The organism is Qipengyuania profundimaris, assembly GCF_030717945.1.
Classification (GTDB): Bacteria; Pseudomonadota; Alphaproteobacteria; order Sphingomonadales; family Sphingomonadaceae; genus Qipengyuania; species Qipengyuania profundimaris.
In genome coordinates this window covers 2,552,705-2,568,685 of record NZ_JAVAIM010000001.1, presented here as the reverse complement: position 1 = coordinate 2,568,685, position 15,981 = coordinate 2,552,705, and the positions used below count along the sequence as shown (strand labels likewise).

11 protein-coding genes are annotated in these 15,981 nt (G+C 64.2%); 2 read left to right on the top strand and 9 right to left on the bottom strand.

The genetic code is table 11. The features are described 5' to 3' along the window. Nucleotides 1–149 precede the first annotated feature (149 nt). Nucleotides 150–2,186, bottom strand: a complete 2,037-nt coding sequence (locus tag Q9K02_RS12655; protein ID WP_305933221.1) for a 3-hydroxyacyl-CoA dehydrogenase NAD-binding domain-containing protein — start codon at nt 2,184–2,186, stop codon at nt 150–152. Nucleotides 2,187–2,196: 10 nt separating this feature from the next. Next, the gene (locus Q9K02_RS12650; protein ID WP_305933220.1) at nt 2,197–3,432 is read right to left on the bottom strand and encodes a serine hydrolase domain-containing protein; all 1,236 of its coding nucleotides are present in this window, start codon (nt 3,430–3,432) and stop codon (nt 2,197–2,199) included. A gap of 177 nt (nt 3,433–3,609) precedes the next feature. On the opposite strand from Q9K02_RS12650, the gene Q9K02_RS12645 reads away from it, so the two are divergent. Both Q9K02_RS12645 and Q9K02_RS12640 read left to right on the top strand, forming a co-directional pair. After that, a complete protein-coding gene (locus Q9K02_RS12645) occupies nt 3,610–5,346 on the top strand; it encodes a class I adenylate-forming enzyme family protein (protein ID WP_305933219.1) in 1,737 nt (578 codons plus the stop codon). Then, nucleotides 5,343–6,569: a TetR/AcrR family transcriptional regulator gene (locus Q9K02_RS12640; RefSeq protein WP_305933218.1), complete on the top strand. Its 1,227-nt coding sequence runs from the start codon at nt 5,343–5,345 to the stop codon at nt 6,567–6,569. The genes Q9K02_RS12645 and Q9K02_RS12640 overlap by 4 nt, the downstream gene beginning before the upstream one ends. A gap of 19 nt (nt 6,570–6,588) precedes the next feature. Here Q9K02_RS12640 and Q9K02_RS12635 read toward each other — a convergent pair whose 3' ends face one another. The 7 genes from Q9K02_RS12635 to Q9K02_RS12605 all read right to left on the bottom strand — a co-directional run bounded on the left by Q9K02_RS12635 (nt 6,589) and on the right by Q9K02_RS12605 (nt 15,914). Further along, nucleotides 6,589–7,659, bottom strand: a complete 1,071-nt coding sequence (locus tag Q9K02_RS12635) for an acyl-CoA dehydrogenase family protein (RefSeq protein WP_305933217.1) — start codon at nt 7,657–7,659, stop codon at nt 6,589–6,591. An 18-nt stretch (nt 7,660–7,677) separates the two neighbouring features. Continuing rightward, nucleotides 7,678–8,889 (bottom strand): acyl-CoA dehydrogenase family protein, encoded by a 1,212-nt coding sequence (locus tag Q9K02_RS12630; protein WP_305933216.1) that lies wholly within the window; start codon nt 8,887–8,889, stop codon nt 7,678–7,680. A gap of 91 nt (nt 8,890–8,980) precedes the next feature. Further along, entirely contained in the window at nt 8,981–9,715 is a 735-nt protein-coding gene (locus tag Q9K02_RS12625) for a 3'(2'),5'-bisphosphate nucleotidase CysQ (protein WP_305933215.1), read from the bottom strand. A gap of 87 nt (nt 9,716–9,802) precedes the next feature. Further along, on the bottom strand, nt 9,803–11,095 hold the full coding sequence (locus tag Q9K02_RS12620; RefSeq protein WP_305933214.1) for a sugar MFS transporter: 1,293 nt from the start codon (nt 11,093–11,095) through the stop codon (nt 9,803–9,805). A gap of 124 nt (nt 11,096–11,219) precedes the next feature. Further along, a complete protein-coding gene (locus tag Q9K02_RS12615; protein WP_305933213.1) occupies nt 11,220–13,589 on the bottom strand; it encodes a glycoside hydrolase family 3 protein in 2,370 nt (789 codons plus the stop codon). 80 nt (nt 13,590–13,669) lie between these two features. Beyond that, nucleotides 13,670–14,866, bottom strand: coding sequence for an MFS transporter (locus Q9K02_RS12610; protein ID WP_305933212.1), 1,197 nt, complete (start codon nt 14,864–14,866; stop codon nt 13,670–13,672). Beyond that, nucleotides 14,853–15,914, bottom strand: a complete 1,062-nt coding sequence (locus Q9K02_RS12605; protein WP_305933211.1) for a LacI family DNA-binding transcriptional regulator — start codon at nt 15,912–15,914, stop codon at nt 14,853–14,855. The genes Q9K02_RS12610 and Q9K02_RS12605 overlap by 14 nt, the downstream gene beginning before the upstream one ends. Nucleotides 15,915–15,981: the final 67 nt, after the last annotated feature.

Below are 15,981 nucleotides of genomic sequence, written 5' to 3'. Positions count from 1 at the left end.
CTCTTCATGGCGCATTCGGGGGCGCGCCGCTCTCTCGTGGGTGAAAAGCTTCCTTCGCCAGCGATGTCAACGAAAGTCGGACGAACGGCGTTATCCATCGACCGATTTACGTACCAGCGTTTCAAAAATGTCGCAGAGCTGGCTTGTGCCTAGTCGAATTTGCCGGAGCCGGCGGCGCGCTCGCGCAAATAGTTGCTGACCGGCAAGTCATGCTTTTCCAGCCCCTCGACGACCGTGTCGAGGCCGATGGTCTGAGCCCAGAACATCGGCCCGCCGGTGTAGAGGGGCCAGCCATACCCGTTGATCCAAACGACATCGATGTCGCTGGCGCGCTGGGCCATGCCCTCCTCCAGGATCTTCGCCCCTTCGTTGACCATGGGGTAGAGCAGGCGCTCGCGAATTTCGTCCTTCGAAATCTCGCGCTGTTCCTTGCCTTCCTTTGCCGCGAAGTCGGCGATGATCTGTTTCACTTCGTCGGAAGGGGTCCGCTGGCGTGCCTCGTCGTAATCGTAGAAACCCTTGCCTGCCTTCTGCCCGAAGCGGCCCACGGCACAGAGGGCCTCGCGCACGGTCGTGACCTTGCTCGGGTCGCGGTGCCAGCCGATGTCGATGCCGGCCAGATCGCCCATCTGGAACGGGCCCATCGGAAAGCCGAAATCCAGCAGGACCTCGTCCACCTCCCAATAGTTCGCGCCCTCCATGATCAGCGCATTGGCCTGCTCCTGCCGCTTCGACAGCATGCGGTTGCCGATGAAGCCCGGACATACTCCCGATACTGCTGCGACCTTGCCGATCGTTTTAGACAGCTTCATCACCGTCGCCAGCACATCGTCGCGGGTCTTTTCGCCGCGCACGACCTCCAGCAACTTCATGATATTCGCAGGCGAGAAGAAGTGCATCCCGACCACGTAGCCCGGGCGCTGCGTCGCTGCCGCGATCTCGTTCACGTCGAGATAGCTGGTATTGGAGGCGAGGATCGCGCCTTGCTTGACCACTTCGTCGAGCTTGCCGAACACCTCTTTCTTGACGTCCATGCTCTCGTAAACCGCTTCGATCACGAGGTCGCAATCGGCGAGGTCGGCATAGTCGAGCGTCGGAGTCAGCAGGCCCATCGCCTGTTCGACCTGCTCACCCGTCATGCGGCCCTTCTTCGCGGTGTTCTCGTAATTCTTGCGCATCGTCGCGGTGCCACGGTCGAGCGCGTCCTGGCTCATCTCGAGGATCGTCACCGGGATGCCGGCAGAGAGAAAGTTCATCGAGATGCCGCCGCCCATTGTGCCGGCTCCGATGACGCCGACCTTCCTGATCGGGATCAGTGACGTGTCCTTCGGCACGTCGTCGATCTTGTTGGCAGCGCGTTCGGCGAAGAAATAATGCCGCATCGCCGCGCTCTGCGTGCCCGACATCAATTCCGTGAAAAGTTCGCGCTCTTTCTTCACGCCCTCGGCATAGGACATGGTGCCTGCCGCTTTGACTGCCTCGATCGCCGCATTGGGCGCATCGAAGCCGCGGATCTTGCGCGCCTGGCTGGCGCGGAAGCGATCGAACAGGTCGGGATCGCGCAGGCCGTCTTCATTCGCAGTGCCCTCCGAGGCGCGGGGGACCGGCTGGCCGATTTTCGATTTCGCGAACGCAATCGCGTCGGCTTCCAGATTGTCCTCGCCGACGATTTCGTCGACCAGTCCGATGCCTTGCGCTTTCCTGGCCGAGATCGGATTGCCGCCGACCACGAGGGGCAGGGCGGCTTCGGCGCCGACCAGCCGCGGCAGGCGTTGGGTTCCGGCCGCGCCCGGGATCAGGCCGAGCTTCACTTCGGGCAGGCCCAGCTTCGCGCTCGGCACGGCGACGCGGTAGTGGCAGGCCAGCGCGACTTCGCAGCCGCCGCCCAGCGCCGTCCCGTGGATCGCGGCGACCACCGGCTTGTCGCTCGCTTCCATTGCATCGAGCGTTTCGGGAAGGTTGGGGCCGACCGGCGGCTTGCCGAATTCGGTAATGTCCGCCCCGGCAAAGAAGGTGCGCCCGTCGCAGCGGATGACGACCGCTTCGATCGCATCGTCGGACATGGCTTCCTCGATGGCGTCCTTGAGACCGGCACGCACGGCCTGGCCGAGTGCATTGACCGGCGGATTGTCGGAGATGACGACGAGGACGTTGTCATGGCGTTCGGTGCGGATGGGGGAGGTCATTCGGGTCTCCTCAGGCATAGGTTTCGGTGAGGGCGGAATAGATCAGCGTCTTGAGCTGGCGCCGGATCGGATAGGTGGACGAGGGATAGACCTGCGTCATGAAGACACACGTGATCTGCTCTACGGGATCGACGAAGAAGGCCGTCGAATAAGCGCCGCCCCAGTAGAACTCGCCTAGGCTGCTGGGCATCAGCGTCTTAGCCGGATCGATCACCATGGCGAAGCCGAGGCCGAAGCCGGTTCCGGCATTATTGGCTTCGGAGAACAGACTGCTCGACATCTCGGTGAGGTCGGCATTGTTCGGCAAGTGGTTCGTGCGCATCAGCCGCAGCGTCTTGGGGCTGACGATGCGCGCACCGTCCAAAACCCCGCCATTCAGCAGCATGGTGGCGAAGCGGTGATAATCTGCGATCGAACCGACAAGCCCGCCGCCGCCGCTGTCGAACGTGCCGGGCTGCGCGAGCTTGCTGGTCTTGCCCGCGCTGATCATGCGCGGCGACTGGCCGGGGCGGTAGGCATAGGCATCGACCAGCCGGTCGAGGTCGGCTTCCTTCACGCCGAACCGCGTGTCGGTCATGCCGAGAGGGGCGAAGATGTGCTTCTCGAAATACTCGCCCAGCCGCATCCCGCTGATCCGCTCGACCGCGATGCCAAGCACGTCAGTGGAAACCGAGTAGTTCCAGCCTTGTCCCGGCGCGAACTCGAGCGGCAGCTTCGCGAGCCGGGCAACGAACTCGTCGCTCTCGAGGTGGTCGCGGGCGAAGTCGAAATTGTGCTCGCGATAGGCGGCGTCGAGATTGTTGCGGTTCTGCAAACCGTAGGTGAAGCCCGACATATGCGTCAGCAGGTCGACGAAGCGCATCGGGTGCGCCGGGGCTCCGGGAGCGAAAGGTATCGAACCGCCACCCCCAGCATAGACCTTGAGGTCGGCAAATTCCGGGAATACCTTCGTGACCGGATCCTCCAGCGCGACCTCACACCGCTCGATCAGCTGCATGAAGGCGATCGAGGTCACCGGTTTGGTCATGCTGGCGATGCGGAACAGCGCATCGTCGGGCAGGTCGCGCCCGTCCTCGCCCATTGCGCCAAGCCGCGTATAGTGGACCGGCGTGCCGCTACGCGCGACGACCAGCTGGGCATTCGGCAGGCGCCCATTGTCGATATAGGTCTGCCTCAGGAAATCGGGTATCCGCTCCAGCCTGCCGGCATCGAATCCCAGCGAACCGGCCTCGGCCAGATCGAACATGCGCCTCTCCTCTCTTGCATACCTATGCTTCCGTTTTGCCCGCATAGCGATTCTGTTCTCTCTTGCCACCCTCATACCTGAGCTTCGAACCGCGCTTGCGTCGGAAGGGGAGGCAGGTTTAGTAAGATGCCCTGGAGAGGGAGTCGCGCGACAGACGCGGCGTACGAGAGGGATGCAATGAACGATCTCGCGACCGCGATCGGCTGGACCACGCCTGCGGGCTGGCCGGCCATGAGCCGGGAAGATGCCACCGCGCGATTGACCGCGCCGGGCCAGCGCTTCGAAATGGATCGGGTCGATATTCGCTGCGTGCAGACGCGAGTGTGGAAAAACGCGCCGCCGAACCTGCGCGCGATCGCCGAAGCAGGGCGTACGCATGGCGAGCGTTTGTTCACGATCTACGAGGACGAGCGGGTCACTTACGACGCCTGGTTCCGGGCTGTCGCGCGACTGGCGGCGGAGTTCCGCGAGCGCGGGGTGGAGAAGGGCGACCGGGTTGCGCTGGCGATGCGCAACCTGCCCGAATGGCCGGTGGCCTTCTTCGCCGCGACCTGCATCGGCGCGATCTGCGTGCCGCTAAATGCCTGGTGGACCGGGCCGGAGCTCGCCTTCGGCCTCGCTAATTCGGGAAGCAGATTGCTGGTCTGCGATGCCGAGCGCTGGGAGCGGATCGCAGAGCACCGCGACGAAATGCCCGAACTCGCGACAGTGTTCGTGTCGCGCTGCGATGCCGACCCCTCCGGGACCGAGCGTCTGGAAGATATTATCGGCGCACCGGGAGCTTTCGCCGATCTGCCCGCCGCCGATCTGCCCGAGGTCGACATCGCGCCCGACGACGAGGCGACGATCTTCTACACCAGCGGTACGACCGGCGAGCCCAAGGGCGCGCTAGGCACGCATCGCAATCTTTCGACCAACATCCTGTCGGGCGGGTGGAGCATTGCCATGGCCGCTTTGCGCCGGGGAGACGAGCCGCCCGAACCTGCGCAGAAGGTCACGCTGCTCGTCATTCCGCTGTTTCACGTCACCGCCTGTTCGGCCGGATTGATGGGCGCGGTGGTCGCCGGGCACACTATCGTGATGATGCACAAATGGGATCCGGTGGAGGCTTTCGGCCTGATCGAGCGCGAAGGTGTGAATTCGACGGGCGGGGTGCCGACCATCGCCTGGCAGTTGATCGAGCATCCCGAGCGGGACAAATTCGATCTCTCGAGCCTTGAGACGATCTCATACGGCGGTGCACCCGCCGCGCCCGAGCTGGTCCGCAAGATATATGAAACATTCGGCGCGCTCCCGCACAATGGCTGGGGCATGACTGAGACCATGGCGACGGTCACCGGCAACAATTCCGAAGACTATCTCAATCGCCCGGAAAGCTGCGGCCCGCCGGTGCCCGTGGCCGACCTCAAGATCATGGCCGAGGACGGCTCGCAGGAATTGCCTGCCGGAGAAGTCGGCGAGTTGTGGGCGCGCGGGCCGATGGTGGTCAAGGGCTACTGGAACCGGCCGGAGGCGAGCGCCGAAACTTTCGTGGACGGCTGGGTGCGCACCGGCGACCTTGCGAAGCTGGACGAGGACGGCTTCTGCTATATCGTGGACCGGGCCAAGGACATGATCATCCGGGGCGGGGAGAACATCTACTCCTCCGAAGTCGAAAACGTGCTCTACGACCACCCCGCAGTGACCGATGCCGCGCTGATCGGCATTCCTCACAAGACTTTGGGCGAAGAACCCGCTGCCGTCGTCCACCTCGCTCCCGGCATGTCCGCGACCGAGGAGGAATTGCGTGAATGGGTCGCGGCCCGGCTGGCCAAGTTCAAGGTGCCGGTGCGCATCGCCTTCGTAAAGGATACGCTGCCGCGCAACGCCAACGGCAAGATCCTGAAGCGCGACCTCGGGACATTCTTCGCGTGAGCGCGCCCGCTTCCACCCGCAAGTTCGACGAGAAGCGCGGGGCGATCATCCACGCCGCTTCGGTGCTGATCAACGAGGTCGGAGTTCAGGCGACAACGCTGGCCGAAGTTGCCCGCGCGATCGGGCTCAATGCCACCAGCGTGACCTATTATTTCCCGCGCAAGGAAAAGCTCGTCGTCGCCGTATACGACGAAACGCTGACGCTGATGGAGGAAATGGCGCAGGCAGCCCTGAAGCAGCCCGATCCGGCGGCGCGCCTACGGCATTTCATCGCCGGACAGATCGCCTTGCGTAAGCGCATCCGCGCGGGCGAGCGCGGGCTGACGACGGCGCTATCCGAAATCCGCACGCTGGATACCGAAGCCTACGACACGCTGATGGCGCATTATTTGCGGGTGGTGGGCATCGTGCGGCGCTTTTTCGGCGAGTGGAGCAGCAACGAGCAGCGCGCGCTGTTTTCTGCGAGAGCGCATATCCTGCTCGAAGCGATGATGTGGTGGCCGATCTGGTCGCTGCGTTACTCGGTGCGCGATTTCGACCGGATCGAAGCGCGGCTGTTCGATGTGCTCGCCAACGGCCTGCCATCGCAACGCGGGCGTTTTACACCGCAGGAACTATCGGGCGACTGGCGCACCCGCGAGGATGAGGAGGGCGGTCAGAACGAAGCCTTCCTGCGCGCGGCGACGGTGATGATCAATCGGCTCGGCTATCGCGGCGCATCGGTGAACCGGATCGCAGAGAGCCTCAATGTCACCAAGGGCAGCTTTTACCATCACCATCAGGCCAAGGACGATCTGGTGCTTGCCTGTTTCCAGCACAGCTACGACCGACTTTCGGCCGCGCAAATTGCTGGGCTGGAACTGGATGCGGACTACTGGACGCGGATTTGCAGCGTGATGCGCGAGTTGATCGACGTGCAGTTCTTCGATGCGACACCCTTGCTGCGGACTACGGCGCTGCAGGCGCTGGAGGCCGATCACAAGGACGATGTGGTCGTCCGCTCGAACCGGCTGGCGCGGCGCTTTTCCGGCATGCTGATGGACGGCGTCGCCGATGGCTCGGTTCGCCCGGTCGATCCGCTGATTGCGGGTCAGGTGATCATGTCGACGGTGAACTCGGCCTATGATGCGCGTCACTGGGCAGAGCGGTTCGCGGACCGCGACGAGGCGATCCGGACCTATCTGTCGATCCTGTCCGAAGGAATGCTGGCGGACCCGCGCTAGGCGGATCCGCCACTATGCATCAATAGCTCGACAGCTTGGCGAAGCGGTCCTTGAGGTAGCTCGACGAACCGAAGCTCTGCTCCAGCACACGGGCGCGCTTGAGATAGAAGCCCACGTCGTATTCGTCGGTCATGCCGATACCGCCGTGTAGCTGAATGCCCTCGTTCGCCATGGTGTGCATGACGCGGTTGGCCTCCGCCTTGGCGATCGTCGCCGCCCGCGCCACGCCGAAGCCGCCATCGACGGCCTGCAGGCCCGCTTCGACAGCCGAACGCATCTGCGCAAGATCGGCGAAGAGGTCGGCCATGCGGTGCTGCAGCGCCTGGAAGCTGGCGAGCACCTGGTTGAACTGCACACGCTGCTTCAGATAGGCGAGCGTATCGTCGAACACCTGCTGCGCCATGCCGAGCATCTCGGCTGCCGTCAGCACGCGCGCCCGGTCGAGGACGTCGTCGAGCAGGCTGTCGCCGCCGTTCGCAAGCTTGTCCGCGGTCGCGCCGTCGAAAGTGACATCTGCATGGCTGCGCTGGTCGGTCAGCTTGCGCGTGGCGAGCGATACGCCATCGCCCTTCTCGACGAGGTAGAGCCCGTCCTTGGCAGCGACCACGAACAGGTCGGCGCCATGCGCCTCATGGACGAAAGCCTTCGTGCCGCTTAGCTTCCCGCCCGAAACGCTGGTTTCGATCTTCGAGGGATCGTGCTTTGTGCCCTCGTCGACGGCGAGCGTCGCAATCGCCTCGCCGCTGGCCAGCTTCGGCAGCCACTTCGCTTTCTGCTCATCACTGCCACCCAGCACGATGGCACTTGCGGCTACCGTGTTCATCACCAGCGGGCTGGCAGTCAGCGTCTTGCCGAGTTCCTCGACCACGAGGCCTGCCGACATGAAACCGAAGTCCGAACCGCCATGGTCCTCGGGGATGATGACCCCGGCCCAGCCCATTTCGGCCATGGTTGCATAGGCATCGCGATTGAACGCTTCCGGCTCCCCGCCGGCGCGGACCTTGCGGAATTCGGTGACCGGGCTTTCGTTGACGGCCCATTCGCGCGCCATGTCGCGCAGCATTTCCTGTTCTTCGTTGAGAACTGCCATTGTCTTGTCCCTCGCGCCTTACTGGTGGTCGAGCATGCCGAGCACGCGCTTGGCGATGATGTTGTTCTGGATTTCGGTCGAGCCGCCATAGATCGTCGTGGCCTTGCCGAAGAGCCAGCCGCGCACGGCTTCCAGCTCGCTGTCGCGGAAGCCGTCGCCTTCCCAGCCGAGGCCCTGAAGCCCGCGGATCTCGATCAGAAGCTCGCTGCGTTCCTGGCTGAGCTTGGTGCCGAGCTTCTTCAGCACCGAGCTGATCTCGGACACGCCGCCCTGCGCCTTGCTTTCTTCGACAGCGCGGCGCGCGGTGAGGAGGAAGCTGTTCCAGCGGATCTCGAAATCGGCGATCTTGTCGCGCAGCACGGCATCGGCAAGCTCGCCATCGTCGCCGGTCGGCTGGTACTTCTTGGCGATCTCGCCGAGGCTCTGGCCCATGAGGCGGGCGAGGCTGCCGCCGCCCGAAATATTGGTGCGTTCGTGCTGGAGCAGGCGCTTGCCGATGGTCCAGCCCTGGCCTTCTTCGCCGACGAGGTTCTCCTTCGGCACCTTCACATCGGTGAAGAAGGTTTCGCAGAACGGGCTCGTGCCGCTGATCATGGTGATCGGGCGGACTTCGACGCCGGGCGAATCCATGTCGATCAGTATGAAGCTGATGCCCTTGTGCTTGTCGCTCTTGTCGGTGCGAACGATGGCGAAGCACTTGTCCGCCCACTGCCCGCCGCTGGTCCAGGTCTTCTGTCCGTTGACGAGATAGTGATCGCCCTTGTCCTCGGCGAAGGTCTGCAAATTGGCGAGGTCGGAGCCGGCATTGGGCTCGCTGTAGCCCTGGCACCAGCGGATCTCGCCGCGGGTGATCGGCGGGATGTGCTCTTTCTTCTGCTCCTCGCTGCCATATTCCAGGAGCGTCGGGCCGAACATCATCACACCCATTCCGCCGATGGGATTGTAGGCCCCGGCCTTGCCCATCTCCTGCTCGAGGATCTTGGCCCGAGCCTTCGTCAGGCCGCCGCCGCCGTATTCCTTCGGCCAAGTCGGCGTGCCCCAACCGCGCGCGCCCATGGCCTCGCGCCATTTTTTCTGGGCGGGGGTTTCATTGGTCGGGCCGTCGACGCCGGACAGGGCATTGTTGGTGCCCTTGAGTTCTTCGGGAAAATTGTCCGCCAGAAATTGCTGCACTTCCGCGCGGAAGGCGTCTTCGTCGGTCTGAGTTGCGGGCTCGAGTTGTGTGGCCATGGGCGCTGTCCTCTCTATCTGCGGCGACTCCCATACCGCAAATAGGAAGCAAGCGAAAATCCGCTAGAGCAAGGCCGGTTGCCGCGCGTCCCTAGGATGCGAGTGCGGCAACTTCCGACAGGACTCTCTCGGCCCATTCGGGGCGGCAGATGAGGAGGTCCGGCATGTAGGTGTCGGCCTGATTGTAGGTCAGCGGGCTGCCGTCGATCCGGCTCGCGTGCAGTCCATGGGCGAGGGCGACGGCGGCAGGGGCTGCGCTGTCCCATTCGTACTGGCCGCCGGTGTGGAGATAGATTTCCGCTTCGCCGCGCACCACGGCCATGGCCTTCGCCCCGGCAGAGCCCATACCGACGAGATCTGCGCCGATGGCTTCGGAGACCTTCACCGCCTCTGCCGCAGGGCGCGTGCGGCTCACGACCATGCGCGGCTTCTCCGCAGCCGCAGGCACGTCGATCGGCGCGTCGGTCCGCAGCACGCAATCGAGGCCGGGCAGGGCGACGGCACCGATCTCCGGCTTGCCATCGATGCAGAGCGCGACATGGACGGCCCAGTCGGTGCGCGCTTCGCCATATTCGCGCGTGCCGTCGACCGGATCGACGATCCAGACGCGCTTCTTGTCGAGGCGCGCGGCGTTGTCCTTTTCCTCTTCGGACAGCAGGCCGTCTTCGGGGCGCTGCTGGCGCAAGGCATGGCAGAGGAACTGGTTGGCCGTCTCGTCGCCCGCCTTGCCGAGGCTCTTGCCCTCGAACATGCCGCTCTCGCGCACCTCGATCAGGATTTTGCCTGCCACTTGGGCGAGGTGGGCGGCGAGTTCGGCGTCGGTCATGGGGCGGTCCTATCGGGCAAAAGAGTTCGGGGCCGCATGGCAGAGCGAGCCTGCCTTGCGAACCCCCGAATTTGTGCAGGTGCGAGATCAGGCAGGTCGGCGTGCGAAGATGCCGAAGCCAGCGATGATCGCATAGCAGGCGATCGGCAGGATCATGGCGATGGCCAGGCTGCCGCTCACGTCCGCCAACACGCCGTAGAGCAGCGGGACGACGGCCCCGCCGAAGATCGCCACGTTGATGATGCCCGAACCGTCCGCAGCGCGCGAACCCAGCTTTTCGCAGGCGAGCGAGAAAATCGTCGGGAACATGATCGAGTTCATCAGGCCCACTGCGAGGAGGCTGTAAGCCGCGACTTCGCCGGTGGTCATGGTGCTGATGAGGATCAACAGGATCGAACCCGTCGCATTGAAGGCGAGGATCTTACCAGGCGAGAAGACGCGCAGGAAGTAGGAGCCGATGAACCGGCCGATCATCGCGCCGCCCCAATAGAGGCCGATCATCCAGCCGATCACGCTTTCCGGCTGGCCGAGCACACGGTCTTGCGCGAGATAGTTGATGATGATCGAGCCGATCGAGACTTCCGCACCGACGTACAGGAAGATGCAGAGCGCCCCATAACCGAAGCGGCTGCGCTTCAGCAGGTCGAGGCCGGCGAGGCCCGACGAGGCTTCGTGCTTCTCGCCTTCGAGGCGGTTGCGGAACATCCACACGGCGGCAGCCACCAGCGCGATCAGGACGGCTACGCCGAGATAGCCCTGCCAGATCGCCTCGCTCTCCGCCTGACGATAGACCTGCAGTTCGGCACCCGAAAGCTGGTCGGCCGTGACATTGGCCAGGCTGCCCAGTATGACGGCCGCACCGACGATTGGGAAGATCGTGGTGCCAAGGCTGTTAAACGCCTGCGCGAATGTCAGCCGGCTATGCGCCGTCTTCTGCGGGCCGAGCAGCGAGATCAGCGGATTGGCGACGACCTGAACGATCACCACCCCGCTTGCGAGCACGAACAGCGCCAGCAGGAACACCCAATAGGTTGCCGTCTGGCTGGCCGGGATAAACATCAGGCAGCCGACCATCATCGTCAGCAGACCCGCCACCGCACCGCGCATATAGCCGATGCGCTTGACCAGCTTCGCGCCCGGGATGCCAATCACCAGATAGGCGGTGAAGAAGCAGAACTGCACCAGCATCGCCTGTGTATAGTTGAGCGTGAACAGCTCTTTCAGCTTCGGGATGATCACATCGTTGAGCGAGGTGATGCCGCCGAAGATGAAGAACAGGCCGAAGACGAAATACTGCAGGCCGGGGGCATTGATGCCGCTGCCCTCGTCCTCGACCGGATGCGGATCGGTGCTCGACGCGACGTCGGGTGCTAGTGCCATGATTTCAGTTCCTCCCAAGCACGCGCCCTGCCGGGCGGCGTGTCATCCCTGCGCAATGCCTGCGCCATTATATTCTGGCATTCCAGAGCAAATACGAATTCACGAATGCGAAACTCGACCAGACCTAGAACGAGCAATCGGTCCCTTCGGGCACATCCTGCCGAGCGATACCGGCGATCTGCATCGTCAGCGGTCCTTCGGATGTAATCGTGATCGTGTCCGCGAGGTCGGCGATACAGCTTTGCGTCAATACCATTTCGCGCCAGCCCTTGCCGCCGCCGACGCGGAATTCGTCCGTCACGTCCAGCACGGTGTCACCGATCCTGACCGTAACCGGCGCAGTCGGTGCGGCGGGTAGCGAATAGGCGATGCGGTATGCGGCACCATCCGATGCCGGGCCGCTAAGCTGCAGCGAAGCGCCGGGTGCGAATTCGATCTCGCGGGCGTCTTCCTGTCGCAGGCGATCGAAGCCGCGCGCTGCGATGCCACCGGCATTTCCGCGCAGGCCGACCAGAGCGGTGCCGCCGGACGTGGCAGTCACCTCTGAGGCAAGACGACCGTTGGCAAACCAGTCGGCCGACGGTGCTTCCTCTAGATAGGCGCATTCCTCCGATAGATTCTGCGGAGCGAGCTGCTGCGTGAGGCTGAGTCCGTAGCCGACTTCGAACAACGCACCCTGGGCGCCGTTGACCGGCTTGCCGCCGCAGTCGGTGGGCCAGCTGAAGGACAAACGCCCGGTCGCCTCGCGCTTGCCGAACAGCACATCTGCCACGCCGGCACCTTCGCCCCCTGGCAGCCAGCTCGCCACGAAGGCGTCGGCAGCGTTGATTTCGCGGTTCATCCACATGGGGCGCCCGGAAAGAAACACTGCGACTGTCGGGACGCCTGCGGCGTCGAACTTGCGCAGCAGATCCAGCCCTTCCTCGTCGCGGAACACCAGCGTTTTCCGGTCGCCGTAGAACTCGGCGTAGGCTTCCTCGCCGAAGACTACAATCGCCGCGTCGGGCTTGGCGGAGTAACTGCCGTCCGCTGAATAGGTCGCAGAACCGCCGCTCTCCCGCGCAGCCTGCTCGATGCCGTCGCCGATCGAGGTTGCACCGGGGAAATACTCGTCCGTCAGGTCCGGCCCGCCCTGCCAGGTCAACGTCCAGCCACCGGAAGCGCGCCACACCTGGTCCGCCGCCTCGCCTGCGATCAGGATGTCGGCGCCCGGCTTAAGCGGCAGCACGCCGCTGTTCTTGAGGATGACTTGGGATTTGGCCACCGCCTCGCGCGCAATCGCGCGATGGTCGGCGGAGCCGATGACCGAGAGATCGCGGCCCAGTCCGCGCTCCGATGGCTTGGCGACATCGGCGTCCAGCAGCCCGGCGCGCATCTTGACGCGCAGGATTCGCGTCACCGCACGGTCGAGCGTCGCCATCGGGATCGTGCCGTCGCTCACGTGCGCGACCAGCGTGTCCATCAGCCCCTTCCAATCGTCGGGGACCATGTAGATGTCGAGGCCCGCTTTGAGCGATTGCGCGCAGTCGGTGACGGTGCAGCCCTTGACCTGGCCGTGACCGTTCCAGTCGCCGACGACCAGCCCGTCGAAGCCCATTTCGTCGCGCAGGACGCCGGTCAGCAGCGCCTCGTTGCCGTGCATCTTCACGCCGTTGATCGAATTGAAGCTGGCCATCACGACCTGCACCCCGGCATCGATGGCGGGGGGATAGGGCACGGCGTGAATTGCCTTGAGCGCATCCATGTCGCCGTTCACGTCGCCGGTATCGATGCCCTGCGTGGTGCCACCATCGCCGAAGAAATGCTTGGCAGTTGCGATAACGCGTCCGTCGCCGAGAAAATCCTCCGCCCCTTTGGCGCCCTGCAGGCCTTCGACCAAAGCGGCCCCTAAAGGAGCGACGATCTGTGGGTCTTCGGAATAGCTTTCATAGGTCCGCCCCCAGCGATCGTCGCGCGCGACCGCCACGGTGGGCGAGAAGTTCCAGTCGATCCCGGTCGCCTCGATCTCGCGGGCGGTTGCGCGGCCGATGCGGCGCAGCAGGTCGGCATCGCGCGTCGCACCAAGGCCGATATTGTGCGGGAAGATCGTTGCGCCGATCACGTTGGTGTGGCCGTGGACTGCGTCCGTGCCCCACATCGTCGGGATCACCGGCTCGCCATCTGGCAGGGGCCGGGTCGATGCATCGAACATCTCGTCGGCGAGGCGCAGCCACTCGGCAGGCGGCGCGAATTCGTCGCCATAGGGGCCGCCGTTACCGCCGTTGAGATAGCTGCCGAAGCGATAGCGCTCCATGTCCTCGGCGGTGAAGGAGTTGATCTGCGGCTGGATCAGCTGGGCGACCTTGCGCTCCAGGCTCATGCGCGAGACGATGTCGGCAATCGCCGCGTCCTCGCTCGCCGGCGCGGCGGCAACGACAGGCCGTTCGACCTCGGAAACCTGTGTGCAACCCGCCAGAGCACATGCTGCCGCTCCGGCCCAGACCCAACGCTTCATTCGCTATCTCCCACGTCCTCGGATCCCTATTGAGAACGTTCCCAAGAGAGGTGCCACGGACCCGCTGGCAGGTCAAGCGGCTAGCGGCGCTGGATCGTCCACAGAATTACACAGGCCACCGCGCACAGCACCGCAAGGAGCAGGAACAACGCCGAGAAACCCAGTACCGGCACCATTGCCAGCGTGAGCCATGGCATGATCAAAGAGGGCACGGTGTTGGTAAGATTGAACAGGCCGAGATCGCGTCCGCGCGTTCTCGGCTTTGGAAGGACGCGCAGGGTTTGGGCGGAATGCAGGGCGAGGAACACGCTCGTCGCAAGGCCGAACAGGATATAGCCTGCGATCCCGGTCGAAAGATCGTCTGCTGCTGCCATTGCGACGAGACCGACAGCGCCGAGGCCTGCGCCCAGGGTAAGGGGACGGAAGGGGCGATTGCCTCGGTCCGACCAGCGCCCTGCGAGTAACGCAAGCGGAACGGAAAGCCCCAGGACGATGGCAAAGACGAGCGCCGTGTCGTTGTCGGTCACGGCCTCGTCGATGCTGCGGAACCAGAACAGCAGAAAGGCGAATAGCGCGGCCTCGGCAATCTGGACCAGCAGCCGCGCCAACCACATGCGGGCAATCGTGATGCGCCCGGTGGCGGGGCGGGGCTCCGGCGTCGCGTCCGTCTCCATCAGTTGCGGCATTGGGCGCGGCTTGCCGAACAGCATGACCGGCAGGACCATGGTGGCGACCAGCAGCGCGACGATGATGAGTCGCATGTCTGCCTCGGCAAGGCCGGGAATAGTGACGATTGCCGCCGACAAGGCTCCGAGCGCCGGGGCGAAGGCAAGGAGGCCGCCGAGAAAACCTTTCTGCGCGTCGGGCACATGATCACCCGCCCAGGCTGAAAGCGGGCCGAGCATCATGTTCAGCGCGATCTGCCAGCACACGAGCATGACGAGTAAGGTCGTAAGGCTATCTACCTCGCGCATCGCGACGATGAGTATGCTAGAAAGGACAAGCCCGGTGTAAATCCAGGGCCGTCGCGAGGCGGTGCGATCGCTTGCCCAGCCGAACCCGATATTCGCCAAGCTAGCTGCTATGGCACCGGCGAAGGCACCATAGGCCAGCGTCTCGACTTTCTCCTGTCCCGAGAACGCTGCGATCCGCTCAGGCAGCAAGATGGTGAGGAAAGGCACATAGGCGACGGCACCACCGGCGGCTGCCAGCGCGTAGAGCCAGAGGAAGCGAGCCGACTGCAGTGCGGCAGGCTGGTCCGCGTCAGTTGACAGCACGCTGGGGCACCCGGCCAGTCGATCCGCGCACTACGAGGCTGCCTTCCATTACGATTGGCTCCTCGTCTCCGGTTCGCGGTTCACCGTCGATCAGGAGTTCCACGGCCTTGGCGGTCGTCGCCGCGATCGGCTGGTCGAGCGCAGTCATCGGCGGTTCGGTAAAGCGCACGATCGGGGTATTGTCGAAACTGATCAGCGACAAATCGTCCGGTACGGAAAGACCGTCTGCCCGTGCGACCTCGAGCGTGGCTACGGCCATCTGGTCGCTGCTGGCGATGATCGCGGTCGGCGGGTCGGGCAGGTCGAGCAAGGAGCGAGCGGCAGCCAGCCCGCTCTCGAATCCGAAGTCGCCACGCTCGCACAGACCGTTTGCGTCGAAGCCCGCACGCTCCATCGCGCCGCGCCAGCCGTCGATACGCCAGTCGGCGAGGCTGTAATCGTCAGGTCCGGCAATGAAGCCGATCCGCCGATGGCCGAGCTCGATCAGGTGATCGGTGGCGATCGCAGCGAGATGCTCGTCGCCCATCGTCATGGCGATCCCCGGCCCGGCCGCTTTCGAACCGATACGGGCGAAAGGTATGTTCCGTTTTGCCAGCAAGCCGGTGATCAGCGGATTGTCCGAGTGCGGCGGTGTCAGGATGACGCCGTCGGGCTGCAATGCGGCAATGGCCGCCGACAGCTCCCGTTCGACATGGTCGTTATGCGTGTCGACCAGTTCCACCAGCATGCGGTAGCCGCGCTCGCCGCTGGCGAGCATGCCGCCGAGCAGCATCTGGTCGACCCAGTCGGTGCCGAGCCGGGCCTGCCAGTCCGCGATGGTACGTGCCCGGTCGTTGATCGCCAGGATCAGGTAGGACCGCGAACCGCTCATGCGCTGGGCCGCGATCGAGGGGACATAGCCGAGCTTGTCGATGCTGTCCTGAACCCGCTTCTTCATCTCGGGGCGGACATTGGGCTCGTTGTTGATGACGCGGCTCACCGTCTGCAGGGAAACCCCTGCGTCGGCTGCCACGTGCTTGATGGTGACGGATTGTCGCCGCCTTGCCATCGATAACCCCCTATGCTGCGTTTGCGAGCCGCTTGTACCGCGTTGCCGCAGGCTTGCAACGACGCCT